Below are 26,462 nucleotides of genomic sequence, written 5' to 3'. Positions count from 1 at the left end.
AGCTGCAGCGTCTCGGCACTTGTTTGATATGAACTGAGGTGAACTTCAAGTGAAAGCAAGTGGCAGAGTGCGCAACAAGGAAACGATCCATTATCACTTTATGCTCTTTCCGAGCATCGTCATCTTGGCTATATTCAGCATCTATCCTACACTCGGTTCGATTATGGCTTTCAAATATTTTGACCCGATTGCAGGCATTTGGGGATCTCCGTGGGCGGGTCTCGATCATTTCAAGATGCTGTTTCAAATTCCGGAGTTTAAACAGATCACGATTAATACGATCACCATCTCGGTGGTTAAGATCATTCTCAATGTCTCGTGTGCGCTGGCGTTCGCGCTTCTGCTGCATGAGATCAAGAGAAGATGGTTCAAACGATCGGTGCAGACGATCGTCTACTTGCCTTTCTTCCTTTCGTGGGTCATCATGGCCGGTATTTTCAAAGATTTCTTCTCCATCGACGGGATGGTCAACGGCGTCGTTCATAAGCTGACGGGCGGCGAGCCGGTCATGTTCTTCAACAGCAACGTCTGGTTCATGATCATCGTGTATGTAACAGATGTATGGAAGGGCTTCGGGTTCAACGCCATCGTGTTTCTGGCGGCGCTGACGAGCATCAATCCGAACCTGTACGAGGCGGCCGATGTAGACGGCGCTTCACGGTGGGCTAAACTTCGGAACATTACGCTGCCGAGCATTAAAGGCACGGTTGTGTTAATTCTCATATTGAGCTTGCAGGGCATCCTGAGCGGCGGCTTCGACCAGATTTTCAACTTGTACAACCCGCTCGTGTATCAGGTCGCCGACATTTACGACACGTATATTTACCGGATGGGCTTCCAGAGCAATCAGTACGAATTCGCGACGGCGGTGGGCCTGTTCCGTTCGGCAGTCGCTTTCATCTTCATTCTGATCTCGCAATGGCTGGCTGAAAAATATGGCGAATACAAGGTCTTCTAAGGCGGAGGTGAATAACAGTGGGGATTAAGTTAACCCGAGAGGATATCGCAATTAATACGGTCGTATATGCTATCCTGACCTTTCTGGCTGTCATTACGCTCATTCCACTGCTTAACATCTTCTCCATCTCGCTCAGTGACAGCGCGAAGGCAACTGCAGGGCTTGTGACGATCTACCCGCTCGGGCTGAGCTGGAATACGTACATCACCATATTCAAGGACCATGCGATACTAACGGCGGCCGGCGTTTCATTTGAACGTGTTTTGCTTGCGCTCGTCATTGACATGGTGCTCGTCGTGCTCGCATCCTACCCGCTCTCCAAGACGACCAAAGCGTTCCGCTCTCGGAACATCTACATGTGGACGGTTATCGGCACGATGCTGTTCGGACCGAGCACGATCCCGATGTTCTTCACCGTCAAGGATATGCATATGCTCGGCACGATTTGGGCGCTCGTCATTCCGGGTGCTGTCGGCCAGTTCTACATCATTCTCATGATTAACTATTTCCGAAGCATCCCGTCGGAGCTCGAGGAGTCGGCGAGCATGGATGGCGCGGGACCATGGCGCAGATTGCTCCAAATCTACGTGCCTCTGTCGATGCCCATTATGGCGACGATTGCACTGTTCGTCGTCGTCGGCAACTGGAACGCTTATTACGATGGTCTCATCTATGCGATTCAGACGAGCGATTATCCGCTTCAGACATACATTCAGCAGCTCGTCGTCAGCTATGACACGACGATTCGCGACATCGAGCAGGTGAAGAGCTTGCTCGCCGTCTCCAACCGCAGCCTTACTGCAGCGAAGCTTGTCGTTACGATGATTCCGATTCTGATCGTATATCCGTTCATGCAGAAATATTTTATTAGCGGTATTATGTTAGGCTCGGTGAAGGAATAGCAGCTTATAGGACCGTTCAATAAGTCATGCAGCGATGCGTTGACTTGTTGGGCGGTTTTTCGTTTTGGGATGGCGCGCCAAAGAGGCCTCATGGCAGGGGAAGGGCGGGAGCGGGAGCAAAGGCGATCCGGTTTTTGTGAACCGTGCCGCTAGGGGTATCAACGATTTGCTCTAACGGTTGAAGGAGCGGCTATTTCGTGAAAAGTGCGGCTTTTGAAATGTTAACGGTTGTTACAGCGGCTATTTGCTGCAAATGGGTTGATTTTGAGCAGAAAACCACCAAATAGGCGCGCTGACAACCGTTAGAAAATGTAGTTGACCTCTCGGAGCGATATAGGCGCTGTGACAACCGTTAGAAGTCGTAGCGCCCTAATATTGGAAAAGTGCATCAACCAATGTAAACGTTTATGGTATAAAAGAACTATAAACCTATGATGAAGCGACACAATGTTGGAGGAGCTATGGCGAATATTGATAATCAATCCCTATACAGGTCGCTGTTCGATCACAATCCGGAAGCTCTTCTTGCTCTTAACTTGGATGGTGTGCTTGTAGAAATCAATTCGGCTGCCGTGCACTTGTTAGGATACGAGGCGGACGAGCTTCGCGGAATGGAAATGAACAGCTTGATGACTTCCGAATGCCGTGCGGAATATCGGCAGCTGTTTGCTGACGTGGCGGCAGATGGCGTTCATCGTAAATGTGTCCTCGTGATGATGCACCGGGAAGGAAGAAGACTTGCTCTGCAGCTAAGCGGATTTCCTTTCTTTACAGACGGAATGATTGCTGGCATTTACATACAACTTCGCGAGTCTGCCGCAAGCGAGCAGCTATCTGATGATTTGCAGCTGACAAGGGGGCAGCTAAGCTTCTATATCGACAATGTCGAGGAAGCTTGTCTTGTGCTGGATACGAACCTGCATGTGCTGCGGATGAATAGAGCGTTCGAGAACATCTTCGGCTGGCGGGAGGAAGAGATTATCGGCTTCCAGATCCCGACCATTCCCGAGCATCGGAAAAGCGAGAAGGAAGCCATTCGCGACCGGGTGCTTGCCTCTCGGCAGGTCATTTCATATGAGGCGGAGAGGCTGCGAAAGGACGGCAGCCCTATCATCGTGAGCAACTATGCCTCCCCGCTGCTGGACAGCAAAGGTAACGCGGCAGCGATCGTCCTCATCTCGAAGGATATTACGGAACGCCGAAGAATGATCGAAGCGCTGCAAGAGAGCGAGAATCGGCTGCGGATCGTCATCAATGCGATGCCAGACCTTGTCTATTTCAAGGACGGCGAAGGCAGATGGATCGAAGCGAATCAGATTGCGCTCGCGACGATTCAATTGGACAAGGACAGCTATAAAGGGTTCACGGATCTGGAGCTGGCGGAGAAGTGTCCTCATCTGCGCGATGCCTTCCTGCTGTCGGCGCAGGGAGACGAAGTTGCATGGGCGCGAAGAACGGTCGTTCGAGCGGAGCGATTGATCACGAACCATCAGCTAGGCGAAAGCGGCGAAGAGAAAATCTACGACATTGTGAAGGTGCCGCTCTTCCATGAGGACGGGCGTCGCCACGGCCTGCTGACGATCGGGCGCGATATAACCGAGCTGAAGAGGACGGAGGAGCTGCTGCGGACGTCGGATAAGCTCGCTGTTGTCGGTCAGCTGGCGGCAGGCATTGCCCATGAGATTCGCAATCCGCTGACGACGATCAAAGGGTTCATCTCCCTGCTGAACAGCCAGACTACGGAGAAGAACAATTGGTATTTGGATGTCATGCGAGGCGAGATCGAGCAGATGGAATGGATTACAAGCCAGTTCATGTCTGTCGCGAAGCCGCAGTCGATGTCTTATAAGCTGCACCGGATGGAGCTTGTCCTGGCACAGGTGGCCTCGCTGCTCTATCCGCTTGCGCTCATGAACAATGTGCAAATTCACCTGGAGACAGAGGCGGACGTTCCGGATGTGGAATGCGATGAGAATCAGCTCATCCAACTGTTTATTAATGTGGTGAAGAATGCGATCGAGGCGATGAGTGCCGGCGGTCAAATCGAGATTATCATCACACAAAGGGACGAGCGCCATGTCTCCATTCGTGTCACCGACCATGGCTGCGGCATTCCTGCGGACCGCATAGCGCGTCTCGGGGAGCCTTTCTACAGCATGAAAGAGAAGGGGACGGGGCTTGGCCTTATGATCTGCTACAAAATCGTGAAGGAGCATGGCGGGAAGATCAGCATCGAGAGTGAGCTCGGCCTAGGAACGACGGTTGATGTGGTCCTGCCATTCAAAGGTAGAGCACGCTGATTTGTGCATTGACATCGTTATATATACGATTTAATCTATATATATTATATAAAATATATATTAGATCGAGAGGATGTTCAAATGATGCGTGCCATTCGCCCTTCTTCCGTTCCTCTAGTTACAGTTGATCCTTATTTCAGCGTCTGGTCTGCGGCTGACCGCCTGACGGACGATTATACGCGACATTGGACCGGCCAGCGCCATGCGATGACCGGCCTCGTGCGTATCGATGGGAAAGTATGGCGCTTCGCCGGCAAAGTAGAGCCGCGGGCAGATCGGTACTATACGGAGCCGTCAGCGATGGAGCAGACCGGTGTAATCGTTACGCCGCTTAGCACGGTGTACACGTTCGAAGCGGGAGGCATCGAGTTGTCGGTGCGGTTCTTGTCGCCGCTGCTGCTGGATGATCTCGATGTGCTGTCGCGTCCGGCTTCCTATGTATCATTCGAAGCGAAGTCGATAGACGGAAACGAGCATGAACTGAGTCTGTATTACGACGTGACGGGCGAATGGTGCGTCGATTCTCCGAAACAAGCGGTCCGATGTGAATCCGCGGACAGCGGCGAGCTGCTGGCGCTGCGCATGAGCCACGAGCAGCAAGCTTATATGAACCGTTCGGGCGACGACCACCGCATCGACTGGGGCTATTTCTATTTGGCGGCGAAGCGCTCGGATTCGGCCCGGATGTATGCGGGCTCGGACGATCTGCGCAAGCGCTTCGCCCGGGGCGAGCAGCTGAAGGGCGAGCCTTCGGATGCGCCGGCGGCACAGGTGGTGGCGGATGCCAGCCCGGTGATGGCGGTTGTGTTTGGCAGCGGCAGCGTCGGCGCGTCCCCGGTCAGCCATCTGGCTGTTCTCGCATACGATGACGTCTATGCCGTCGAGTACTTCGGCGACCGGCTGCAGGCGTACTGGCGCAGGAATGGTCAAGGCGCGGAAGAGATGCTCGCAGCAGCCTTCGCGGAGTATGATTCGCTGCGCGAGCGGTGCGCGGCATTCGACCGACAGCTGCTCGAAGATGGCGAGAAGGCAGGCGGCGCGCGCTACGCTGATCTACTCGCCTTGTCGTACCGGCAGTCCATCGCCGCGCATAAGCTGGTGACCGATACGGACGGAGCACTGCTGTTCCTGTCCAAGGAATGCTACAGCAACGGCTGCATGGCGACGGTCGATGTCAGCTATCCATCGATTCCGCTCTACCTGCTGTACAACCCGGCGCTTGTCGAGGGCATGATTCGCCCGATTTTGAAATATTCGCAGACCGATGCGTGGCCGTTCGAGTTCGCGCCGCATGACATTGGCCAATATCCAATCGGCAACGGTCAAGTCTACAGCGAAAACGCGCGCGAAGGACAGATGCCGGTTGAGGAATGCGGCAATATGCTCGTTATGGCGGCGGCCGTCTGCCTCGCCGGCGGGAACCGCGAGTATATCTTCGATCACATGACGCTGCTCGGCGAATGGGCATCGTACCTGCTGGAGCATGGCCTCGATCCGGAGAATCAGCTGTGCACGGATGATTTTGCCGGCCATCTTGCCCGCAATGCGAACCTGTCCGTGAAAGCGATTATGGGCGTTGCCAGCTATGCTATTCTGAAGCAGCTGCAAGGGGAAGCGGAGGAATCAGCCCGTTACCGCAGCGCGGCGCAGGACATGGCTGCGAAGTGGGGCGAGCTCGCAGCGGATGGCGATCATACGAAGCTTGCTTTTGGCCAGGAGAACGAAGGCACTTGGAGCTTGAAATATAACTTAATCTGGGATGTGCTGTTCGGCACGAATCTGTTCGACCGCGATATGATTCGCAAGGAAGTGGCTTGGTACTTGAAGCAGAGCAACAAGTACGGCACGCCACTCGACAGCCGCGCGACCTATACGAAGTCCGATTGGCTTGTATGGTCGGCTGCGCTCGCGGAGCAAGGCAGCGACTTCACGGCGCTCGTTGAGCCGATCTGGCTTATGTTGAACGACACGCCGGACCGTGTGCCGTTCTCGGATTGGACGGATACAATCACGACACGGCAGCTGAACTTCCAACATCGCAGCGTCGTTGGCGGCATCTTCATGAAGGTACTGAAGGACAAAGGAACTATGCAATTATAGGGAATTCGCCCGAGAGGCGGCGTAAATCAGCGATTTGCGCCGTCTTTCTTCATGTTTCCGCGCATTATAAGCGGATACTTCCATTAGACAGCAGATGGCGGCAGGTGGGATAATAGCTGAAGACATGATAGATCAGACACGGAAGCATAAGATAGGAGAGAGAAAAGCAAGATGAGCATGGGAGTAGGAGTAGGAGAACAGCAGGCGGGAGCGCTGCCGACTTGGCGCAAGCTCAGCCTGTTCGCGCTGGCGTGGCCGATTCTGGTCGATTCCGTTCTGCGCATGATGCTGGGTACAGCAGACGTGTTTATGTTAAGCCGCATTTCGGATGAAGTCGCCGGTGCGGTGGGACTTGCGAATGAAATGATTATTTTCTGCGCGACGATGTTCGGGTTTGTTGCGATCGGCACAAGCGTAGCGGTGACGCAGTATCTGGGTGCTGGGCAGAAGGAAACGGCGAGCCGCATATCGGCGCAGGCGATGACGATGGTGTTTATATTCGGCCTTGCGATTAGTGCGGTGCTCTTCTGCTTCAGTAAGCAGGGGCTTGAGCTGATGAATCTGGATCCGGCGCAGGTCGCCATTGCGAACAAGTATTTGAGACTGATTGGCGGATTCATCTGGATTGAGGCGCTCTCTTACGCCATCGCGTCGATCATTCGGGCGAATGGCAATACGAGAGGCGTTATGTACGTCACGTTCGGCGTCAATTTGCTGCATGTGGCAGGTAACTTCCTGCTTATCTTCGGACATTTCGGATTCCCGGAATGGGGCGTTACCGGTGCGGCGGTGTCTACCATTGTGAGCCGCGCGATCGGCGTTCTTGTCTTGCTATTGCTATTGTACCGCACAGTGCCAAGCAAGATTCGTTTGAAGGACTACTTCCGTTTCGAGAAGCAGCATGCTTCGAAAATCCTCGGCATCGGGCTGCCGTCCGCAGGCGAGCATCTCGCATGGCAGTCGCAGCTGATGATGATTATGGTGTTCATTAACATGATCGGCCAGCAAGCGCTGAGCGCCCATGTCTATGTGTACAACATCACGGCGTATTTCATGGCGATGTCGATGGCGATCGGAATGGCGACGGAAATTATCGTCGGCCATATGGTCGGCGCGGGCGAGAAGAAGGTGGCCTTCTTCCGCTTGCTGCGAAGCTTGAAGCTGAGCATTGGATTAACGGCAGGTTTGGTGACGGTCGCGGCGTTGTTCCGCTATCAGCTTCTCGGCATGTTTACGAACAATTCGGATGTCATCGCCATTGGCGCCAGCATCCTGCTCGTTTCGATTGTTCTCGAGCCGGGGCGCGTCTTCAACATCGTCGTCATCAACTCGCTCCGCGCAGCCGGCGACGCGAAGTTCCCGGTCCTCATGGGCATCTGCTCCATGTGGGGCATCTGCGTGCCGCTCGCATACTACCTCGGCATTCATCTCGATATGGGACTGATCGGCATTTGGATCGCTTTTGCCGTCGATGAATGGGTGCGGGGACTGATGATGCTCGCACGTTGGAAGAGCGGTATCTGGGCGCGTAAGTCGCTCATCAGTCACGAGCATGTGAATGCTGCCTAGGGCAGTAGAGGCTTAAAACGAGAAGAAGCGTTCGGCAAGTCACGGGGGTGGCTTGCTGGACGCTTTTTTTTGGTTGAGAGTCGGGTTAGCCGACTCTCACGCGCGAAAATGCCTGATGCGGACCTCGACAGCCGGGCTTTCCGACTCTCAGCACGAATAACCAGCATTTCGCCCGCCGAGAGAGCAAATACGCTCTCTCGAGATCCGAAAAGGCGAAACCCCGGCCGATTCCGAAGCGGAGAGATCAAAAAACGCTCTCTCAGCACAGAAACCCGGCGTTTCGCCCGCCGAGAGAGCAAATACGCTCTCTCGGAGCCCGGGCGTTAACGAATTGATCTAACAGATGTAGGAGCGGCTATTTCGTGAAAAAGGTGGCTTTTGAATGGCTAACGGTTGTCACAGCGGCTATTTGCCGCGAATGGGTTGTTTATTAGCTGGAAATCACCAAATAGGCGCGCTGACAACCGTTAGAAAATTCAGATGGTCATTTGGAGCACATTAGGCGATGTGGCAACCGTTAGAAGTAGGAGGGCGGAAATATTCGTCTTCCATGTTAGGTTTGATGCAAACATAGTGCTCTCGGGGCTAAAATCGGCGTAACCTGGCCCATTCCGGAGCCAACTAAGGGAGCAAAATATCGCTCTCTCAGCCCGGAACCCCGGCGATTCGCCTGTAGAGAGAGAATTAATCATTCGGCTGCCAAACCCTCAGCCCGGTGCCGTCGTGGATGTTCATTACCCGATTGTCGAAAAAGAACGTTAAAAATATAGTTTTGTCAGTCTATTCAAAATTTTATTGGAATCGCTTACAATAGCAGGTGGGATGGGGATATCTGGAAGACCTACAATGACATAGGAGTTGATGACACCGTTATGAAGCTGCCTGTCGTACACATGTGTGGGGATTTCGTCGTTCGACGTAATTGGAAGCTGGAGCTGCGCCGCTTGGAGCAGCATGAACTGGTCTACTTCCCGATTGGAACGGGAACGACGTACCATATCGCCGGGAAAGTTTATACGCTAGACAAGCCTTGCTGGGTCATTACTAGGGCGGGCGTGGAGCATGGGTATCAGTTCAGCGAGACATCGGCGACAAGGCATCAATTTATTCATTTTACGATAGATGAATCGTTCGAGCTTGCGCTGCTGGATGCAGGCGGACCGGACGTCATCCCAATCCGCGAAGGCGGGTTTGAGGAGCAGATGATTCGCCACCTGCTCGAGGTGTCGTATACCGGCAAGGACAGCAGTCGCAGCGGATTCCTGCTTGCCGCGCTGCTCAATGAACTCGACCAGCTAAGCGGTGCCAAACAAAAAGAAACCGTCGCCGGTTCCTCTTATTCCCTTATGGTCAACAAGGCGCTTGCCTATATGCGCCGCCATTTGGCCGAGCCCATCTCGGTCGCAGATATCGCGAAGCACTGCAAGCTGTCGCAAGAGCATCTGTCCCGATTGTTTGCGCGCGAGGTGGGCATTCCGCTTCGCCAAATGATCATCCAGCTTCGGCTGGAGCGCGCTGCCTATCATCTGCGTCACAGCACGCTAAGCATTAATGAAATTGCATCCCAGTGCGGCTACACCGAAAATCATTACTTCTCCAGAACGTTCGCCGCTTACTTCGGCATCTCCGCTTCTGCCTATAGAGGCAAATATGCGTCGCCTGCTGAACGGCATGTCGTGTACGAGCAGCATATCGACGCCAATTACCCGATCAATACCTACATCTACGTCAACACTAACCCTTGATACCAGTCATCGTAATACCCTCAATAATGTAGCGCTGCATAAGCAGGTAGACAACGAGAACCGGAATGACCGCAATCGTCGATCCTGACATCATGAGCGTCCAGTCCGTCACATACAGCCCTTTGAACGTACTCAGCATGAGCGGAACCGTAAACTTGTCCGTCGTGCTTAAGAAAATAACCGGACGGAAGAAGTTGTTCCATGTCCCGAGGAAGGCGATAATCGCAAGCGCGGCCAGTGCCGGCTTGACGAGCGGAAGCATAATTCGCATGTAGATTGTCAATTGGTTTGCTCCATCTACGTACGCCGATTCCGATAAGTCGCGCGGAATACCCATGAAGAACTGGCGCAGCAGGAATACGCCGAATGCGCTGAACAGGGAGTCCGGAATAATAAGCGACAGATGCGAATCGAGCCAGCCGAAGTTCTTCAGAATGATGTACAGCGGCACGATTGTGACTTGCTCCGGCACCATAAGCATCGACAGGAAGGCGATGAAGAGGACGTTGCGGAACGGGAAATTGATTTTGGCAAAAGCAAACGCGGCCATGGAGCAAGTGAGCAGCTGACCGATAACGATTAAAATCGAGATGTAGGCGCTGTTGAAGTAAGCCTTTCCGAATGGCATCGCCGTCAAGGAACGGTGGATGTTCTCCCAGTGCCACGGCTGCGGAAACATCGTCGGCGGGATGAGGAAGATTTGCGACATATCTTTGAGGCCGCTGGTTACCATCCAATAGAATGGGACGATCATGAGCGCCGAAGCCACGATGAGAATGAGATGGAGAATGATGCCTGGGATATTGAGTTTGAGTGAAGCGCGCTTAGTGACTGCACGCTGCTGCAGCTGTGTAATTGATTCGGTCTTAGCAGATTCCATGTTCATCCATCCTCCTTATTCGGCGTAATGTACCCATTTACGGGAGTAATAGGTTTGCAGCACGGTCAAGACAAGGATAATGATGAACAGAATAACGGCAGCCGATGCGCTCTTGCCGAACTGGAAGTTCTTGAAGGCAAGCTCGTACAGGTGGTAGACCATCGTGTAGCTGGCCTTTGCCGGTCCGCCGCTTGTCATGACGAAGGCGGTATCGAACACTTTAAAGGAATCGATAACGGCAATGATGGTGACGAACAGCGTCGTCGGCGACAGCAGCGGCACCGTAATGCGCCAGAACTGCTGAATTCTCGTCGCACCGTCAATCATTGACGCCTCGTAATAGTCTTTGGAAATGCCCTGCAAGCCGGCGAGGAACAGCACCATATTAAAGCCGATGCCTTTCCAGATGCTTACGAGCGCAAGCGATGGCAGCACGAGATGCAGGTCGGTCAGCCATTGCGGACCCTTGACGCCAAATACTGTTTTGAGCATGACGTTAATCAGACCGAAGTCGCCATTCAGGAGCCACATCCAGACGATTGCAACCGCAACCGAACTCGTAACGACTGGCATGAAGAAGAAGAGACGGTACAAGACGCGCATCCGCACGTTATTGAGGGCGACTGCGGTAAGGAGAGAGAGGAAGATACCTGCCGGCACCGTCAAGACGGAGAACAGCAGCGTGTTCTTCATTGCTTTCTGGAAGTCGGGATTGTGGAAGGCGTAGTTGAAATTGTCAAAGCCGACGAATGTCGCCGCTTTGAAGCCGTCCCAGTCGAGCGTGCTGAGCACGAACGCGCTAATTAGCGGGATCAGCGAGAAGGTAAGGAGCCCAATCAGCTGCGGTGCTATAAAGAAGTAGCCCCATATGGTGTTTGAACGTTTAGGATTCATAACGGACCTCCGAGGTGCTCGAATGGAATAGGAGAGAAGGGGCGGAACGAATTCCTCCCCTTCACTTAACCTTGCTATATTACTTGCCTGTTGCTTCAGCGATCTTCTTATTCACGCCTTCAGCCATTTTCGTCAGCGTCGTCGCCGCGTCTTGCTTGCCGAGCAGCAGCAAGTCGTAGTTGTCCTTCACGACGTCAGATGCGCCTGGTACCGCGGATTCCGACGGCCAGAGCGCGTAGCCGATTTCACGAGCGTCAAGGAAGTACTGCGCGTGCGCAGGCTGAGCATTCTTATCGAGAACGAGATCATCTACACCGGAGACGGAAGGAACGGCATTGCCGCCCTTCAGACGGAACGTTTGGCCTTCCTTCGATACGAAGTAGGACAAGAAGTCATAGGTTTCGTCCGGATGAGCTGTCTTCTTGTTCATAACCATGTAAGCGGTAGGGATGCCTGCTGGCTCCATTTTCTGACCAGTATTTGTAGGCAATGGAACGATATCGTATTGAAGCGCTGTGTTGGCGTTATATTCCGGTACCCACCAGCGTCCAGCGATACCGAAGCCGACTTGGTTAGCCATGAACATGGCATCTGGACCTTGGCCCTTCGGCAAGGAACCGGAGAACACGAAGTTCTTGTTCTTCACGTTATCAGCAAGGTATTGGAATGCTTCCACTGTCTTCGGATCTTTATCGCCAACGAATTGGCCGCCTTGGTCTTTATCGTATACTTTGCCGCCGTTCGTTGTGACCCACGAATAGATCGGTGCGGACCAGTCTTCCAGCACGAGGCCGTACTTGCCTGCCGCCTGAATCTTGCCTGTCAGCTCGGAGAGCTTCTGCCAGTTCCATTGGCCAGCTTCGTACAGCGCTTGCGGATCTTCCGTAATGCCGGCATCCTGAAGCACTTTCTTGTTGTAGTAAATAACAAGCGGGTTACAGTCAACCGTTACGCCGAAGATTTGGTCGCCCTTCTTGGAACCGCCCCATAGGCCTTCCGCGAAGTCGGAAGCTTTGATCGGGCTGCTCGGCTTGTCCATCAGCTGTGTCAGCTCGGCAATCGAGCCGTTCGCAATCAGCTTCACGACGGTTTGGTCGCCTGCGTAGAACGCATCTGGCGCAGTGCCGCCTTGCAGCTGAGTAATGATCTTCTCTTCATAACCGTCGTTCGGTACAGCAACGAGCTCCCATTGCGTCTTCGGATGATCCTTGTTGTACTGATCGGTTAATTCGTAGAAACGTTTCAGCTCGCCAGGGTTGCCCCACGTGCTCCATTTCAGGTGCAGCACTTCGCCATCAGAACCAGATTTGCCGCTGCTGCAAGCAGACGCAGACAGTGCAATGGATAAAATGACGATCGAGCCTGCTGTAATCTTCAAACTTCTCTTCATTTCCGAGTCGACCCCTTCCAAAATTGAAAATCTTCCAATAATGGCGATATCGTGACTGTTCGCGGATGTAAGCAGATTATAATCCTGAATGGTAGCGGTTTCAATGTGCGTAATTCGTACAAGATATGGACTTTTATGATATTGGGCGTATCATCCTTAACGTGCTTAAAGCTTGAAAAGCCTTGTCACGCTTGGGCGAAAAGGGTATAAAGAAGGTAATGCGCGCTTCCAAGTTTTTGGAAGCTTAGGAAGGGAGAGGTTTACGTGGTTTTATCAATTTCAAGTCGAGTGAAACTGAACAATGGCGTGGAAATGCCGTGGCTTGGTCTAGGTGTATGGCAAGGTAAACCGGAAGATGGCCCCCATGTGGAGGCAGCGGTGCGGACCGCAATCGCAGCGGGCTATCGCAGTATCGATACGGCGTCAGCTTATTTGAATGAAGGCGGCGTTGGCCGGGCTGTTCGCGAGAGCGGCGTGCCTCGGGAGGAGATCTTCGTAACGACGAAGGTGGCGAATCCGGATCACGGTTATGACAAGACGCTGCAGGCTGTAGATCGGTCAATCAGCGAGCTGGGCCTCGATTATGTGGATCTGTTTCTGATCCATTGGCCGGTTTCGATCAAGGCGTCGTTCCAGGACACATGGCGGGCGCTGGAGAAGGTGTACGCCGAGGGCAAAGTACGAGCGATTGGCGTGAGCAACTTCCAGATTCGCCATCTCGAGACGCTGCTTGCCGAATGCGAAGTTGTACCGGCGGTGAATCAGGTGGAATATCACCCGCGGTTGACGCAGGTAGAATTACATCAGTATTGCAAGAGCAAGGGCATTCAGCTGGAAGCTTGGAGTCCGCTTATGTACGGCCGATTGCTGGACGAACCTGTCCTTCTGGAGATGAGCGAGCGCTACGGACGGACGCCTGCGCAGCTTGTCCTGCGCTGGGACTTGCAGAACGGCGTCGTGACGATCCCGAAGTCGGCCAATCCGAAGCGGATCTACGAGAACGCCGATCTGTTCGGCTTCGAGCTGTCGGCTGACGATATCGAGCGGCTGAACGTCCTGAACCGGAACGAGCGGTCGGGCATGGACCCGGATAAGTTCGAGCAGTTGTGGAGCTGGTAGAGAGGGGCAAAAACTCTGCACGCGTTGCATTGCTTTGAATAACTGTATATATCCAGTTATTCAGGCCCAATCGCGGCGTTTTGGTCGAAATGAATGGATAAATCTAGCTATTTTCCGCCAATCCGTCCTGATCGAGTTCTATCCGACCCAAATAAATGGATATTTCCATTTATTTGCCCTAACATGCAAAAAACACCCTCGGAGCCCGAGGGTGTTTTGCTTTTGCTGGATTGCTTTTGACTACCCTTATGGCAAAATGTTGCCAGCCGAACGGTAGATCGCGTACCACTCTTCGCGCGTCAGGCGGATTTCGCTTGCCTTGATGCAATCGAGGATGCGGTCAACGCTCGTTGTACCTGTAACTGGCTGCATGTTCGCCGGGTGACGGAGCAGCCACGCGATTGCGATCGTCGTATTGCTTACGCCATACTTCGCTGCAACCTCATCGATTTGAGCATTCAGCTCAGGGAACTTGTCGCTGCCGAGGAATACGCCTTCGAAGAAGCCGTATTGGAATGGCGACCAAGGCTGAATTGTAATATCATGCAGGCGGCAGAAATCAAGAATGCTGCCGTCGCGGTTGATCGCGGAATCGTTCACCATGTTCACGTTGATGCCGTTCGAGATCATGTTCGCGTTCGTGATGCTGAGCTGCAGCTGGTTCGCGACGATCGGCTGCTTAACCACTTTCTTCAGCAGCTGGATTTGGAGCGGGTTCTGGTTCGATACGCCGAAGTGACGCACCTTGCCCGAGCTTTCCAGCTTATCGAATGCTTCCGCAACTTCTTCCGGCTCAACCAGTGCATCCGGACGGTGCAGCAGCAGGATGTCCAGGTAGTCTGTTCTTAATCGCTGCAGAATCTTGTCAACCGAATCCAGGATATGCTCCTTGGAGAAGTCGAACTGTCCTTGGCGGATGCCGCACTTGGACTGGAGAATGATTTTCTCCCGAATATCGTCATTCATATGTATGGCATCTGCGAAGATCTCCTCGCATTTACCTCCGCCGTAAATATCCGCGTGATCGAAGAAATTTGCGCCTGCCTCTAGTGATGTTTGGACGAAACGCTCTGCCTCAGTCTTGCTGAGCGAGTTGATGCGCATGCAGCCGACAGCCAGAACGGGAACTTCTAATGTGCTTGTACCAAGCTTCATCGTTCTCATTGGAATTGATGTCCTCCCCTTCGTTAGGAAAATGGAAATGCTGTGCATCCCCTACCGATTGTGACATAACGGAGGTGCCATCGCAAGGAGGCAGATTCAAGAACATCTGGTCGGAATTATGGGCTTGGCTGACCGGCGATTCTATGATATCGTGAAACATAGTGATTTCAACGTGAGAGAGACGTCAGGCGGCCGAGCATGTATTATCGGTCGCCTGTTTTGCGCGGTGGTCCGCAGTATACTAACGCGCCAGCGTACTAGAGTGATAGAGTGCTTGGATTCGATGGGAGCTTCAAGCAGCAACGACAGAGGTTTAGGCAAGTTTAGTTCGGCGGTTCGGTTAGGCGCACAACATGAAGGAGGCATCATTGTAGCTATGAATGTGAAAACACTGATCATCTGCTTGTATGTCATGATGATCTATTGGCTATCCTTACACATATCGTTTCTGGATACGTTATTTTTCCCGACGCTTGGCGCGTTCAGCTTCTTATTTATATCTCGGCACTTTACGATGAGGGAACTCTCGAAAGTCCTCTTAGGCGCGGTTATCACATCGATTATCGGCACCGTTCTCGTATCGGTGTACTCGAGTGCCATTACATTATTTATTAATGTGGCCATTGCCATCTGGCTCATTAAGAAGTTCAAGTGGAACGCGCCGCCGATCGCGGCGATTGCTCTCATTCCGTTCTTCTCACATTCCCCGCATAAGTGGGCGATACCGATTTCCGTACTGGCTGCACTGCTCGGACTCATGGGCGTGCTCTATGTGGCAGGGCTCGCGGAACGCAGGTTCGGACAACGGCTGGAGCTGCTCGCAGGCAGCCGGGAAACTGCGGGAGAACGCGATATTGCGAGCTAAATAGAGGTATGCTGTCATCCACAGCCTGAAGAGGCTGTGGATTTTAATATGTACAAATTGACTTACTCAAATTTGATTGGCTAAAATAATAGAAGCAAACTTTGTTAGCGGCGTTAAAGGCAGCAAATGGCGCAGGAGGCAGACGCAATGGATTCAATCGGACTCATACTTGAAGGCGGAGGCATGCGAGGCATCTATACGGCCGGCGTGCTTGATTATTTCGCGGAGCAAAATCTCTTTTTTCCATATACCATCGGGGTGTCGGCTGGGGCATGCATGGGGGCCAGCTACCTCTCCCGGCAGATTGGCCGGAACCGGGAAGTAAACGTGAATTGGGTGACCGACCCGCGCTATATCTCGTGGAGCGGTCTCTTCAAGAAAGGCGAGCTGTTCGGGATGGACTTTATCTTCGACGAGCTGCCGAACAAGCTGGTGCCGTTCGATAGCGACGCCTTCAACGATAGTCCGGAGGAATTCGTCATCGGGACGACCGATATCGAGACAGGCGAGACGGTCTATTACCGCAAGAGCGATCCGGAGTTCGATCTGCTGACCGTACTGCGTGCATCGAGCTCGCTTCCTTTTATCGCACCGATAATTGAGTACAAGGGACGCAAGCTGCTGGACGGCGGCATCTCCGATCCGATTCCGGTACGTCAGGCGGAGCGTGACGGCTATAAGCGCAATGTGCTTGTGCTCACTCGCAATGAGAACTACCGCAAGTCGAAGAATAAGTTCTCCTACTTCGTTCGCCGAGCATACCGCAAGTTCCCGAAATTCGTGCAGAAGATGCTGACGCGGGATACGACCTATAACGGTACGCTGGACTATATTGCCGAGCAGGAGAGCAAGGGAAATGTATTCGTTATTCGGCCGCAGCAGAAGCTGACCGTGGGCCGTCTGGAGCGCGATTCGTCCAAACTGGACGCGCTGTATTTGCAAGGTTATGAGGAAGCGAAGCAGCTGGCGCCGAAGCTGAAAGCGTGGCTGGAACAGGAACAGGAACAGGACTAGTTATAGATTAGATCATAGAAAAACCCGACCGCGTGAGGTCGGGTTTTCCTGATGTTTATAGATGCTTTTTAATGAGAAGCTCTCCGCCGCAGACGGTATTGCTTCCAATGGAAGTACATGAAGCAACCCATGCAGAATCCGCTTAGCGCGAGCACGACGGCGACGGTCAGCATGCCGAGGCTGATATAGCTCAGCAATGTGAGATCCAGCCCATACGCAATCAGCGTGACCGCGAGGAAAATGATCGCGAGCAGGTTGTTGAAGCGCAGCAGCTCGCGGCTTTCCGTTCGGACGCTCACAGGAAGAAGCGGGGCCAGTACGCGGACGAACAAGTTGTAACGGATGCCATACGTACGGCTGATGAGCTGTACGATGAGCGGCAATATAAGAATCCATAGCTGTCCGGTCAGGACGCTGGCGATGATACTGATCAAGATGCCCAGCTGATTGCCGCGAATGCGGTGGAGCGGGACTTCGTCTACGCATTCAAAAGATAAATTCACATTCGGACGTTCCATTCGAAGATCCTCCTCCATTCTGTGAACCCTGTTTGGTGAGGCTTTGCGTTCATTATACACCAATTCTGAGTTTTCAGGTAGGATTAATCGAGTAAAATTTTGAGCTGAAGATGCCATTTTTGAATGAGCGCGCGGCGGTACGATCGGATTAAAACCTAAAGATTCGTACGGCGCTTGTTATTACGAAAATAACCCTCTCTCAGCTGTAAGGAACTCCAGGCACGCTATTTGCTTTTTGACAGTCAATTAAGGCTCATCCGACTCGAATAGGGTGGCTACGGTTCCTTAGAATCCGAAAAGCCGCCATTTGGGGCCAATAGCGTTGCTGGAGTTCCTTAGCGCCCGCCGCGGCTGCAGCAACTCTTTACACCATTTCCTGCTCCATCCGCGCTTTATACTCCGCCGGCGTGTAGTCCGTATACTTCTTGAACGACTTGCAGAAGTGAGCCGCATCGAAGAAGCCGGTATCGAGCGCGATGTCGGTTACCTGCAGATGAGTCGTTCGCAGCAGCCGCTTCGCCTGCTCGATGCGGATCTTCATCAAGTAGCGGCCGAGCGGAATGCCGGTGACGCCTTTGAAGATTTGATTGAGGTACCGCTCGTTAAGCTCGTACTTCTCCGCGATTTCCGTAAGCGGGATCGGATCGCCGTAGTTTTCATTCAAATCCTTAATGATCTCCTGAATCATCGGCTCATGCTTGAGCGTCTTCGACTTCGTCGGTCCGTGGAACAGATTGACCGCACGATAGATTTTGACAAGAATGTGAATGAACAGATGTTTAATGAGATGAGTCGAAGGCTTGCCCGAGCGCATCTCTGTAATGAGCGCTAGAAAATCTTCCTCTAGTCCAGGCAAAGCCAGCGGCTTCGATTGCAGACCGATTGTCTGGTAGATCTGACGAAGTTGGACATTCAGTGCTTCCTCTCTGAATCGGAAGGCGAGGAAGATGACTTTGAAGCTGCCTTCGTCGCAGCTGCTATTACGGATTGTATCAGGCAGGAAGAGCAGATCATTCTGCGCCACTTGCACCGTTGTTCCGTCCTGCCGAATCGTATTCGTTCCTTGTATATAGTAGCTCAGCTCGAAATCACGTCCAGGCCCGTCCCAGCCTGTATCCCGCCAAATCCCGCCGGAATGCAGGTTCATCCCCGCCCATTCGGTATCGATTAAGGCAATGAATTGCTCAAGCCCGGTAAGCATCGTTTCGTTCGTTGTCAAAATTTATCCACCACTTTTTCTTACTTTTTTACAATCGCACTTCCATTATACAATACAGCCTCGCGCATGCAACGTATAATCAAGTCATAAGTCAACCACATTAAAGGAGTGAACATAAATGCTATTGAAATTGACAGAACAAGAGAAATTGACAGGTGTACCAGAACAGGAAACAATTGAGATTGCCATTGAGCAAATTAAGAAAAATGGATATATCGGTTTTGAAAGCGTACTCTCCCCTGGGCAAGTACAAGAACTGAAGGATGCATTCCTTCCGATCTTCAATGAGTACATCGAGCGTTTCGGCTACAACACAGGTACGAACCGTGCACAGATGCATCTGCCTTTTTTACAACCATTCATTAACGACTATATGATCGCTAACGCATTCGCAATGCCCGTTATCAAAGCCGTTCTTGGCGAAGGCGTTCGCTGTACGTACCTCGCGTCGGATACAGCTTGCCCAGGCTCCGACTACCAGAACGTTCACTCGGATATGCCGCCGCTGTTCCCTGAGCTTGGCGTAGCGCTTCCTGCTTATAGCCTTGTTATGAACATTCCTCTCGTGGATGTTAACGGCGAGAACGGTCCGCTTGAAGTATGGCCTGGCGGTACGCACCTTGATCCAGAGAACACGAAGCATACGTCGATCGACGGTCCAATGCTGCGGGCTGCGCAATCGATGTACTCGGAGAAAATCCATATGCCGGCTGGCTCGGTCGTCATCCGCGACATCCGCATGTGGCACCGCGGCACACCGAACGTAACGAACGAGAACCGCACAAACATCGCGCTTATCTACAACAACGACTGGTACGGCGCTGGCGGCTCGATCCACGTTCCGCAAGAAGCGTACGATGCGGCTTCCAAAGAAGTGAAGAGCCTGTTCCGCTGCGAAAGAGTCGGCGCACCAGTGAAAATGCCTTGGCAATGGTAATTTGCTCGAATTTGCGATAGAAGAAGGGCTGCAGCTTATGTTGCAGTCCTTTTGTTTGTTTAGCCGATTCGCCGCGCTAACGAATAATCCCGAAACTGGATGGGCAAATCAATCGTGACGGTCGTTCCAGCGCCGGACGTGCTGTCGATGTTCAGCTCCGCCTGCCCGCCGAACAGATGCTCAATCCGCTATGCTGAGAGAACGTATGCGATCTCTCAATGACTAATTGGAGTGTTTCGAGTGCTGAGAGAACGTGTGTGATCTTTTAGGCGGGCTTGGCGGGGCGGGACAGAGCGGGGCAGCTCGGTTGGAGACGGAGTGAACGAGAGTCGAAAAACCCGACTCCGGCACGCGACTCTCCGCGTTTTTGTGCCTGAGAGTCGAAAAATCCGACTCTCAGAGCTCGCGCATCCCGATTAGCGGCGGTTTGGTTGAGTGAGAGTCGGAAAATCCGCCTCTCGCACGCAACTCCCCGCGTTTTTGCGCCTGAGAGTCGAAAAACCCGACTCTCAGAGCTCGCGCGCCCCGATTAGCGGCGGTTTGGTTGAGTGAGAGTCGGAAAATCTGCCTCTCAGTTTCTCCCTTCGCCCCGTGCCTCCCGCCACCCCGCGCCCTCGCGTACCATCCGCCGCCAAGCAACCATCTCCACTAAAATTTACCCACCCCAATTCCGCATTTTCTCCCACGCGAGTTTTGTCGTTTCAAGGTATGATTAGAGTTGGTAGTTTTCTGGCCTTTTCGAACGATACTTTGCGTAGATTTCTCTGTGAAACGTTAGCTTTTGCCTCAGAAGGATGGACGGCGACAGCCGTTTACACTTGCCTCGCGCCACTGGCGAGAAAGGATGACCGACCCGCTTATGAAGCCTAATCTGCGGTTTAGAAACGTTACCTTCAAGAACAGAATCATCTTCATTTTCTTGATCAGCACGTTAGCTCCACTCTTATGTCTCGGAATTATTTCCTTCTATACCATCGACTCCATTATCGGCAACAAGGTCGAGAGCGCGCTTCAGAGCAACTTGAATCAGGACCTGATGACGCTGGAGAATGCGCTCAATAACTTGAACCACGTTTCCCAGCAGCTCGCTTACGGCGGGGGAACGAATAAACTGCTCGAGCAGCTGGCGGAGGAGACGGAACCATACGAGCGGCTGCGCTTGACGAATGAAATCAAGAGCGAGCTGAACGTCATCAGCTTCTCCAATCCGAACGTCGGTCTCATGATGTACTACAACCCGAAGACGGACTACTACAACTTCGAGAATTTCAGAGTAAGAGGAAGATTCACGCCGGATCAGCTTCCGGTGCTCGCGAAGTTCTCGGAGATTACCTATTACGGGCCATATAAAAGCTACAACGGGTCGATTAACCAGTATGTGTTCAGCATTATGCGGAAGGTCAATATTCCGGATCAGGATGCTTACCTATACATAGAAACAGGACGCAACGCCATTCAGTCGCTCTTTGCGCCGCAGAACCGCAAGAACAGCCCGCGCCGCCTGCTTATTCTGGATACCGAAGGACGTGTCGCATTCAGCGAAGTGCCTGATGCTTTTCCCGAGCAGACGATGTTCCCGGAGTCTAGTTCCAAGAAGCTGTCCGGCTATCACGGTCATTATTTCTGGAACCGGGAGTTCAGCAATCAAGGCTGGAGCATCGTATCCGTCATGCCGGAGAACGAGCTGAACCGGGAGCGGAACCGGTGGCTGGTGCAGATTACGGGCATCTTCCTCATTTTCCTGGTCGTTGCGGTGTTCTTCTCTTGGCTGCTGCGCAAGATGGTCTACCGGCCGCTCGATAAGTTCCATTCGGAGATTAAGTCTCTAATTGACTCGAATGAGAAGGAACATGCGGAAGTGACGCATATTCCGGAGTTCGATTATTTGCTCTATCAGACGCGCAGCATGAAGGGGAAGATATGGGCGCTGTACGAGGAAGTCGAAGCGAAGGAGAAGCGGCGGGCTGACCTGGAAGTGGAGAAGCTGCTCTATCAGATCAATCCGCATTTCCTCATGAACACGCTCGATACGGTGCACTGGCTCGCTTTGATGAACGGGCAGACGGAGATTGATAAGCTGGTGCTCTCCCTAAACAAACTGCTTCATTATAACCTGGGCAAAATGGGCGAGGCATCGACGATCGGGGACGAAATCCAGGCACTGAGAGAATATTTGCAGCTGCAGAAGATCCGCTACGATTTCCAGTTCGATGTCGATATCGACGCTCCGGAGCAGGCGCTCTCTATCGCTTGTCCGCGCTTCTTACTGCAGCCGCTGGTGGAAAATGCACTCTACCACGGGGTTAGCGATGACGGATATATCTACGTGGGCATGCAGCTGAAGGAACGAGAGCTGCACATTACGATTCAAGATAACGGCGCAGGCATGCAGCAGGAGACGATCAACCGGCTGCTCTACGATGATACGAAGGAAAGCCATAAGGTAGGCATGGGTATCGGTATGAGGTATGTGAAGCGAATTCTGCAGGCGACCTATGGCGAAGCTGCGCAGCTTGAGATTAGAAGTGAGATTGGCAAAGGGACCGTCGTATCGCTGCGGCTCCCCGCGGGAGGTGAACAAAGCGCATGATTCAAGTATTAATCGTAGATGACGACAAGCTGGTGCGCAAAGGGCTTGCCTCCGCGATGCCCTGGAAGGAATTCGGAATGGAGGTTGCCGGCGAAGCGAACAACGGCGAGAATGCGCTGAAGTTCATGGAAGAGTGCAAGATCGATCTGCTTATTACCGATCTATCCATGCCGGTCATGTCCGGCATCGAGCTGATGCGGATCGTTCGTCAGCGATATCCCCAGGTTCAGATTGTGGTGCTAACGCTGCATCAGGACTTCGAATATGTGCAGGAGGCGCTCCGCCTAGGCGCGATTGATTATATCGCGAAGGTGCAGCTGGAGCGCGAACAGTTCGAGGAGGTACTCAGCCGCATCAAGACGCTCATGGGGCAGAAGGACTCGCAAGCCAAAGCAGCAGCTGAGACAGACGAGGCGTGGACCGATGAGCTGTTTGTACTATACGCGCTGCAGTCGCAACAGGACGAAGCCATACCTCCCGCGAACGCAATGGAAGCGGAGTCCGGGATCTGGTACTGGAGCGGCGGATTGCCGGAAGGATACACGCCTGAACCGTCCAACTATGCGCTCGTCTGCTTTCGGAACATGCTCGACATAGATCGCAAGACGACGCTGCAGCTGCTGCGGAATTATCGCAAGAGTGATCTGTTCTATGACTATGACCCAGCGGTGGCATACCAGTCCATCGATGCGGCTGAGCTTCTACAAAAGGAGCGGGGCGAGAGCAGCGTCAGCATGGATCAGATCAAGTCCAAGTGGCTGTCCGCGGACTGGATCTACGAAGATGCTGCATACGAAGCCATGCTGCAGGAACTGAAGCATGACAAAATGCCGCCGATCCGGCTTGCCCGCATCTTCTTCTCGCTGTCCGACGAGTGGAACCGGCTGTATCAGCAGATTTTGCCCGAGCCGATTCATATAGAAGATTTCTTCTCGAGCTGGTTTCACTTCGAGGCATGGCTGCGGGGCGTGCGGGACAGCATTCGGGAGGCGAATACGAAGCCGCAATTCTCGAAGGAGATTCAGACGAGCATTGTGAAGGCGATGAACCTCGCGCAGCAGAACATTACCGAACCGATTCCGGCCGCGGATATCGCGCAGATGGTCAGCATGAGCAGCAGCTATTTCAGCCAATGCTTCAAGCAATACGTCGGCCAGACGTACACCGACTATGTCCGGGATATCCGGATGGAGCGCGCGAAGACGTACCTGCGAACGACGACGAAGACGATCCAGTGGATTGCCGAGCAAATCGGCTATAGTGACGAGAAGTATTTTAGCAGGCTGTTTCGTGAACAGGTTGGCGTCCTGCCTAGCGAATTCCGGCAGATGGCCGAGAACTGAAGTCTTTCTTACGTACATAAGGGTAGAGAAGTGTCCGAAAGCGGGGTAGACGGTTTTCGGACTTCTTTATTAGCGTGCGAAGAATCGTCTACCTGATCCGAAATGGCGCTCTATCCTAAGGCTGCGAAAGGCCGTGCTATATTGAAAATGTCTTAAAGACGATGAATGAGCCGGGGGCTCAGCTTGACAATAAACTCTAGGGGGAGCACAGCACGATGAAGAAAAGTCTATTATCGGCCATGGCTGTCATGCTTGTGACGGCGAGCTTGTCCGCTTGCGGCAGCAGCAATGATGGCGGCAATAACACGAGTAACGCGGGCAACAATGCGCAGGGCAGCAACCAAACAGATAACAGCGGCAATGCAGCGGCGACCAACACAGCAAGCGGCAACAGCAGCAACGCGGCAGCAACCGAGGAAGCGGTAGATCCGTTCGCGAAGTTCGCCGAGCCGGTCGAAGTATCCATCGGCAGAGCGATCGACCCGAACTACAAGTTCGACGGCACGGATACGGCGGAAGACAATGTGTACACGCGCTGGCTGAAAGATAAATTCAACATCGAGATCAAGCATGCGTGGGAAGCGGCGCAAGGAACGGACTACCAGCAGAAGGTGAGCCTTGCGATCTCCAGCAACGACCTGCCCGACGCGATGGTGGTTAACGAAACGCAGCTGAGACAGATGGTGAAGGCCGGCCAGCTGGCGGATCTGAAGGACGTATACGACAAGTACGCTAGCCCTGAGCTGAAGGCGACTTACGACTCCAACCCGGGTCTGCTCGACAGCGTTACTTTTGACGGCAAGCTCTATGCACTTCCGGAGACGACGCTGCCATCCGCGCCGCTCACTTGGATTCGCAAGGACTGGCTCGACAAGCTCGGATTGCAGCCGCCGAAGTCGCTTGCGGATCTCGAGAACATTGCGAAAGCGTTCATCGATAACAAAATGGGCGGCGACAAGACGATCGGTATCGTCGGCACGCAGCAGGGCGGCACGCTCTACTCGACGTTCCTGAGCTCGACCGACCACTGGTACAATTTCTCCCCGTTGTTCTTTGCGAACGATGCTTATCCGGGCATTTGGACGAAGGATAAAGACGGCAATACCGTATATGGCTCCACAACGGAAGAGACGAAGAAAGCACTTGAAATGATGAGAGATTGGTATGCCAAAGGGATCCTCGATAAGGAAATGGGCGTTCGCAAAAGCACGGCCGAGGTTGTGGCGAGCGGTCAAGCAGGTATCTTCTTCGGTCCATGGTGGTCGGCATACAACAACATTCCGGACAACATCAAGAACGATCCGAAAGCCAACTGGCGTGCCTATGCAGCACCGCTTGATGCAGCGGGCAAGTTCAACTCGAACCAAGCAACAGGTAGCAGCTACATCGTTGTAAGTAAAGAAGCGAAGCATCCGGAAGCGATTATCAAAATGACTTCGATACACAAATGGGGCAAGGACGAGGAGTTCAACAAGCTGACTGCAGGCAAGCAAATGACATCCCAAGAGGTGCCGCTGTTCCTCATTCTCGGCGCCGGCGACCAATTGGAGTATGCAGTTAATTCGCTGCGCAAGTACTTGAAGGGCGAAATGAAGATCGAAGACTTCGACCAAGCGAATTACGGCTGGGCCTACGAGATGGCGAAGCACGTGAAAGCGATCAAGAAAGAGCCGTTCGACAGCTACGATATCGGCACGTTCGACCAGCAGGCAGATACAGGCTTCTTCACGCACATCTATGCGCATCTGAACGGCGGATCGACTTTCGTTGACGCCGATGTGAACTGGGTACGAAGCATTGCAACCGCACAGACGAAGACGATGGAATCGAGATGGAGCAACCTGAAGAAGCTTGAGGACGAGACATTCCTGAAGATCATTATGGGCAGCGAAGACATCAGCGCGTTCGATACGTTCGTCAAGAAGTGGAAGGATCAAGGCGGAGACAAGATTACGGAAGAAGTTAACGAGCTGAAATAATCGTTTGAATCAATCAGAAATGCGGTCAAGACGGGTACTTGTTACTCGTCTTGACTTCCTAATAAGGGGAAATCGGGATGCGAACCAAAGGCTTTGCGAAGCATTACTATCTCATGCTGCTGCCGGGACTGATCTGGCTGTTCATTTATAATTTATTTCCGATGTACGGCATACTTACGGCGTTCAAGGACTTCAATCCGGGTATCGGCATCTTGAAATCGCCTTGGATCGGCCTCGAGAACTTTCAATATATGTTCGAGCTCGACGACAGCAAGCTTATCTTTCGGAATACGATCTTCATCGCGTTAGCCAAAATGATCGCCAATCTCATCGTGCCGCTCATCTTCGCGCTAATGCTGAACGAAGTGAAAAATAGATTGTTTACGAGAACGGTGCAGACGATCGTGTACTTGCCGCACTTCTTATCCTGGGTGATCGTGGCGGGCATGATGCTGGACATCTTCTCGTATAACGGTCCGGTCAATCAGATTTTGTCCAGCTTAGGACTCGGCAAGAGCTTGTTCTTCGCAGATGCGCATTCATTCCCTGCTCTGATCGTAGGGAGCGACGTGTGGAAAGAGTTCGGCTTCAATGCAATCATCTTCTTCGCGGCGCTGACCTCCATTAATCCGGAGATGTACGAAGCCGCTGCGATTGATGGCGCATCCCAGTGGAAACGGCTCACCCGCATTACACTGCCAAGTATTCTGCCGGTTGCGGTCCTTCTCGCCACGCTTAGCATGGGCAATATCCTGAACGCGGGCTTCGATCAAATCTTCAACTTATACAATCCGACGGTGTATTCCACCGGCGATATTATCGACACCTGGGTATACCGGGCGGGACTTATCGATATGCAGTATGGCCTCGCGACCGCGGTGGGCTTGCTCAAGTCGGTTGTCGGTCTCTTCCTTATCTCGCTGTCGTACGGGCTTGCTTACCGGTTCGCCAATTATCGAATTTTCTAGTCAAAGGA

The 26,462-nt window shown here is 52.8% G+C and carries 20 protein-coding genes; 14 read left to right on the top strand and 6 right to left on the bottom strand.

From position 1 onward, the window contains the following. Positions 1–49: 49 nt before the first annotated feature. From A8990_RS15880 to A8990_RS15855, 6 genes are all read left to right on the top strand, one after another. Entirely contained in the window at positions 50–958 is a 909-nt protein-coding gene (locus A8990_RS15880) for an ABC transporter permease (RefSeq protein ID WP_245996052.1), read from the top strand. 17 nt (positions 959–975) lie between these two features. After that, positions 976–1,860 carry a carbohydrate ABC transporter permease gene (locus A8990_RS15875; RefSeq protein ID WP_116190024.1) on the top strand — a complete coding sequence of 295 codons (885 nt, stop codon included), beginning with the start codon at positions 976–978 and terminating at the stop codon, positions 1,858–1,860. Between the two features lie 461 nt (positions 1,861–2,321). Then, positions 2,322–4,160: a PAS domain-containing sensor histidine kinase gene (locus A8990_RS15870; protein WP_181909600.1), complete on the top strand. Its 1,839-nt coding sequence runs from the start codon at positions 2,322–2,324 to the stop codon at positions 4,158–4,160. Positions 4,161–4,241: 81 nt separating this feature from the next. Then, positions 4,242–6,260, top strand: a complete 2,019-nt coding sequence (locus A8990_RS15865) for a glutaminase family protein (RefSeq protein WP_245996051.1) — start codon at positions 4,242–4,244, stop codon at positions 6,258–6,260. A 171-nt stretch (positions 6,261–6,431) separates the two neighbouring features. Further along, positions 6,432–7,829, top strand: coding sequence for an MATE family efflux transporter (locus tag A8990_RS15860; protein WP_245996050.1), 1,398 nt, complete (start codon positions 6,432–6,434; stop codon positions 7,827–7,829). A gap of 872 nt (positions 7,830–8,701) precedes the next feature. Then, entirely contained in the window at positions 8,702–9,574 is an 873-nt protein-coding gene (locus A8990_RS15855; RefSeq protein WP_116190022.1) for a helix-turn-helix domain-containing protein, read from the top strand. Here the strand turns inward: A8990_RS15855 and A8990_RS15850 are convergent. From A8990_RS15850 to A8990_RS15840, 3 genes are all read right to left on the bottom strand, one after another. Then, entirely contained in the window at positions 9,564–10,454 is an 891-nt protein-coding gene (locus tag A8990_RS15850) for a carbohydrate ABC transporter permease (protein ID WP_116190021.1), read from the bottom strand. The genes A8990_RS15855 and A8990_RS15850 overlap by 11 nt on opposite strands. Positions 10,455–10,469: 15 nt before the next feature. Next, a complete protein-coding gene (locus A8990_RS15845) occupies positions 10,470–11,348 on the bottom strand; it encodes a carbohydrate ABC transporter permease (protein WP_116190020.1) in 879 nt (292 codons plus the stop codon). Between the two features lie 79 nt (positions 11,349–11,427). Next, complete coding sequence (locus tag A8990_RS15840) at positions 11,428–12,738, bottom strand: ABC transporter substrate-binding protein (protein ID WP_116190019.1); 1,311 nt, start codon at positions 12,736–12,738, stop codon at positions 11,428–11,430. Positions 12,739–13,050: 312 nt separating this feature from the next. Here A8990_RS15840 and A8990_RS15835 point away from each other — a divergent pair, with 312 nt between their 5' ends. After that, on the top strand, positions 13,051–13,857 hold the full coding sequence (locus A8990_RS15835) for an aldo/keto reductase (RefSeq protein WP_116190104.1): 807 nt from the start codon (positions 13,051–13,053) through the stop codon (positions 13,855–13,857). Between the two features lie 246 nt (positions 13,858–14,103). Here the strand turns inward: A8990_RS15835 and A8990_RS15830 are convergent, their stop codons facing one another. After that, entirely contained in the window at positions 14,104–15,021 is a 918-nt protein-coding gene (locus A8990_RS15830; protein ID WP_116190018.1) for an aldo/keto reductase, read from the bottom strand. A 376-nt stretch (positions 15,022–15,397) separates the two neighbouring features. Between A8990_RS15830 and A8990_RS15825 the strand changes: the two genes are divergently transcribed. Beyond that, positions 15,398–15,886: an HPP family protein gene (locus tag A8990_RS15825; RefSeq protein ID WP_181909599.1), complete on the top strand. Its 489-nt coding sequence runs from the start codon at positions 15,398–15,400 to the stop codon at positions 15,884–15,886. A 147-nt stretch (positions 15,887–16,033) separates the two neighbouring features. Beyond that, complete coding sequence (locus A8990_RS15820) at positions 16,034–16,900, top strand: patatin-like phospholipase family protein (protein ID WP_116190016.1); 867 nt, start codon at positions 16,034–16,036, stop codon at positions 16,898–16,900. A 68-nt stretch (positions 16,901–16,968) separates the two neighbouring features. Here A8990_RS15820 and A8990_RS15815 read toward each other — a convergent pair whose 3' ends face one another. Both A8990_RS15815 and A8990_RS15810 read right to left on the bottom strand, forming a co-directional pair. Beyond that, positions 16,969–17,418 (bottom strand): DUF4395 domain-containing protein, encoded by a 450-nt coding sequence (locus tag A8990_RS15815; protein ID WP_116190015.1) that lies wholly within the window; start codon positions 17,416–17,418, stop codon positions 16,969–16,971. A gap of 364 nt (positions 17,419–17,782) precedes the next feature. Next, positions 17,783–18,637 (bottom strand): helix-turn-helix transcriptional regulator, encoded by an 855-nt coding sequence (locus tag A8990_RS15810; RefSeq protein WP_116190014.1) that lies wholly within the window; start codon positions 18,635–18,637, stop codon positions 17,783–17,785. Positions 18,638–18,755: 118 nt separating this feature from the next. On the opposite strand from A8990_RS15810, the gene A8990_RS15805 reads away from it, so the two are divergent. The 5 genes from A8990_RS15805 (at position 18,756) to A8990_RS15780 (ending at position 26,454) form a co-directional block, all read left to right on the top strand. After that, the gene (locus A8990_RS15805) at positions 18,756–19,574 is read left to right on the top strand and encodes a phytanoyl-CoA dioxygenase family protein (RefSeq protein WP_116190013.1); all 819 of its coding nucleotides are present in this window, start codon (positions 18,756–18,758) and stop codon (positions 19,572–19,574) included. Positions 19,575–20,433: 859 nt separating this feature from the next. Next, entirely contained in the window at positions 20,434–22,164 is a 1,731-nt protein-coding gene (locus A8990_RS15795) for a sensor histidine kinase (protein ID WP_116190011.1), read from the top strand. Further along, entirely contained in the window at positions 22,161–23,507 is a 1,347-nt protein-coding gene (locus A8990_RS15790; RefSeq protein WP_116190010.1) for a response regulator, read from the top strand. The genes A8990_RS15795 and A8990_RS15790 overlap by 4 nt, the downstream gene beginning before the upstream one ends. A gap of 215 nt (positions 23,508–23,722) precedes the next feature. After that, positions 23,723–25,486, top strand: coding sequence for an extracellular solute-binding protein (locus A8990_RS15785; protein ID WP_116190009.1), 1,764 nt, complete (start codon positions 23,723–23,725; stop codon positions 25,484–25,486). Between the two features lie 77 nt (positions 25,487–25,563). Further along, positions 25,564–26,454 carry an ABC transporter permease gene (locus tag A8990_RS15780; RefSeq protein WP_116190008.1) on the top strand — a complete coding sequence of 297 codons (891 nt, stop codon included), beginning with the start codon at positions 25,564–25,566 and terminating at the stop codon, positions 26,452–26,454. Positions 26,455–26,462: the final 8 nt, after the last annotated feature.

The organism is Paenibacillus taihuensis (assembly GCF_003386535.1).
GTDB classification, from domain to species: Bacteria; Bacillota; Bacilli; order Paenibacillales; family Paenibacillaceae; genus Paenibacillus_Z; species Paenibacillus_Z taihuensis.
The sequence above is the reverse complement of the archived record's forward strand: the minus strand, read 5'-3'. Positions and strand labels throughout refer to the sequence as shown.

What these genes read in the sequence shown, in the direction of transcription:
- A8990_RS15870 (WP_181909600.1), top strand. Translation starts at nt 2,322, where the DNA reads ATGGCGAATATTGATAATCAATCCCTATACAGGTCGCTGTTCGATCAC.
- A8990_RS15865 (WP_245996051.1), top strand. Translation starts at nt 4,242, where the DNA reads ATGATGCGTGCCATTCGCCCTTCTTCCGTTCCTCTAGTTACAGTTGAT.
- A8990_RS15860 (WP_245996050.1), top strand. Translation starts at nt 6,432, where the DNA reads ATGAGCATGGGAGTAGGAGTAGGAGAACAGCAGGCGGGAGCGCTGCCG.
- A8990_RS15855 (WP_116190022.1), top strand. Translation starts at nt 8,702, where the DNA reads ATGAAGCTGCCTGTCGTACACATGTGTGGGGATTTCGTCGTTCGACGT.
- A8990_RS15850 (WP_116190021.1), bottom strand. Translation starts at nt 10,454, where the DNA reads ATGGAATCTGCTAAGACCGAATCAATTACACAGCTGCAGCAGCGTGCA.
- A8990_RS15845 (WP_116190020.1), bottom strand. Translation starts at nt 11,348, where the DNA reads ATGAATCCTAAACGTTCAAACACCATATGGGGCTACTTCTTTATAGCA.
- A8990_RS15840 (WP_116190019.1), bottom strand. Translation starts at nt 12,738, where the DNA reads ATGAAGAGAAGTTTGAAGATTACAGCAGGCTCGATCGTCATTTTATCC.
- A8990_RS15835 (WP_116190104.1), top strand. Translation starts at nt 13,051, where the DNA reads ATGCCGTGGCTTGGTCTAGGTGTATGGCAAGGTAAACCGGAAGATGGC.
- A8990_RS15830 (WP_116190018.1), bottom strand. Translation starts at nt 15,021, where the DNA reads ATGAGAACGATGAAGCTTGGTACAAGCACATTAGAAGTTCCCGTTCTG.
- A8990_RS15825 (WP_181909599.1), top strand. Translation starts at nt 15,398, where the DNA reads ATGAATGTGAAAACACTGATCATCTGCTTGTATGTCATGATGATCTAT.
- A8990_RS15820 (WP_116190016.1), top strand. Translation starts at nt 16,034, where the DNA reads ATGGATTCAATCGGACTCATACTTGAAGGCGGAGGCATGCGAGGCATC.
- A8990_RS15815 (WP_116190015.1), bottom strand. Translation starts at nt 17,418, where the DNA reads ATGGAACGTCCGAATGTGAATTTATCTTTTGAATGCGTAGACGAAGTC.
- A8990_RS15805 (WP_116190013.1), top strand. Translation starts at nt 18,756, where the DNA reads ATGCTATTGAAATTGACAGAACAAGAGAAATTGACAGGTGTACCAGAA.
- A8990_RS15795 (WP_116190011.1), top strand. Translation starts at nt 20,434, where the DNA reads ATGAAGCCTAATCTGCGGTTTAGAAACGTTACCTTCAAGAACAGAATC.
- A8990_RS15790 (WP_116190010.1), top strand. Translation starts at nt 22,161, where the DNA reads ATGATTCAAGTATTAATCGTAGATGACGACAAGCTGGTGCGCAAAGGG.
- A8990_RS15785 (WP_116190009.1), top strand. Translation starts at nt 23,723, where the DNA reads ATGAAGAAAAGTCTATTATCGGCCATGGCTGTCATGCTTGTGACGGCG.
- A8990_RS15780 (WP_116190008.1), top strand. Translation starts at nt 25,564, where the DNA reads ATGCGAACCAAAGGCTTTGCGAAGCATTACTATCTCATGCTGCTGCCG.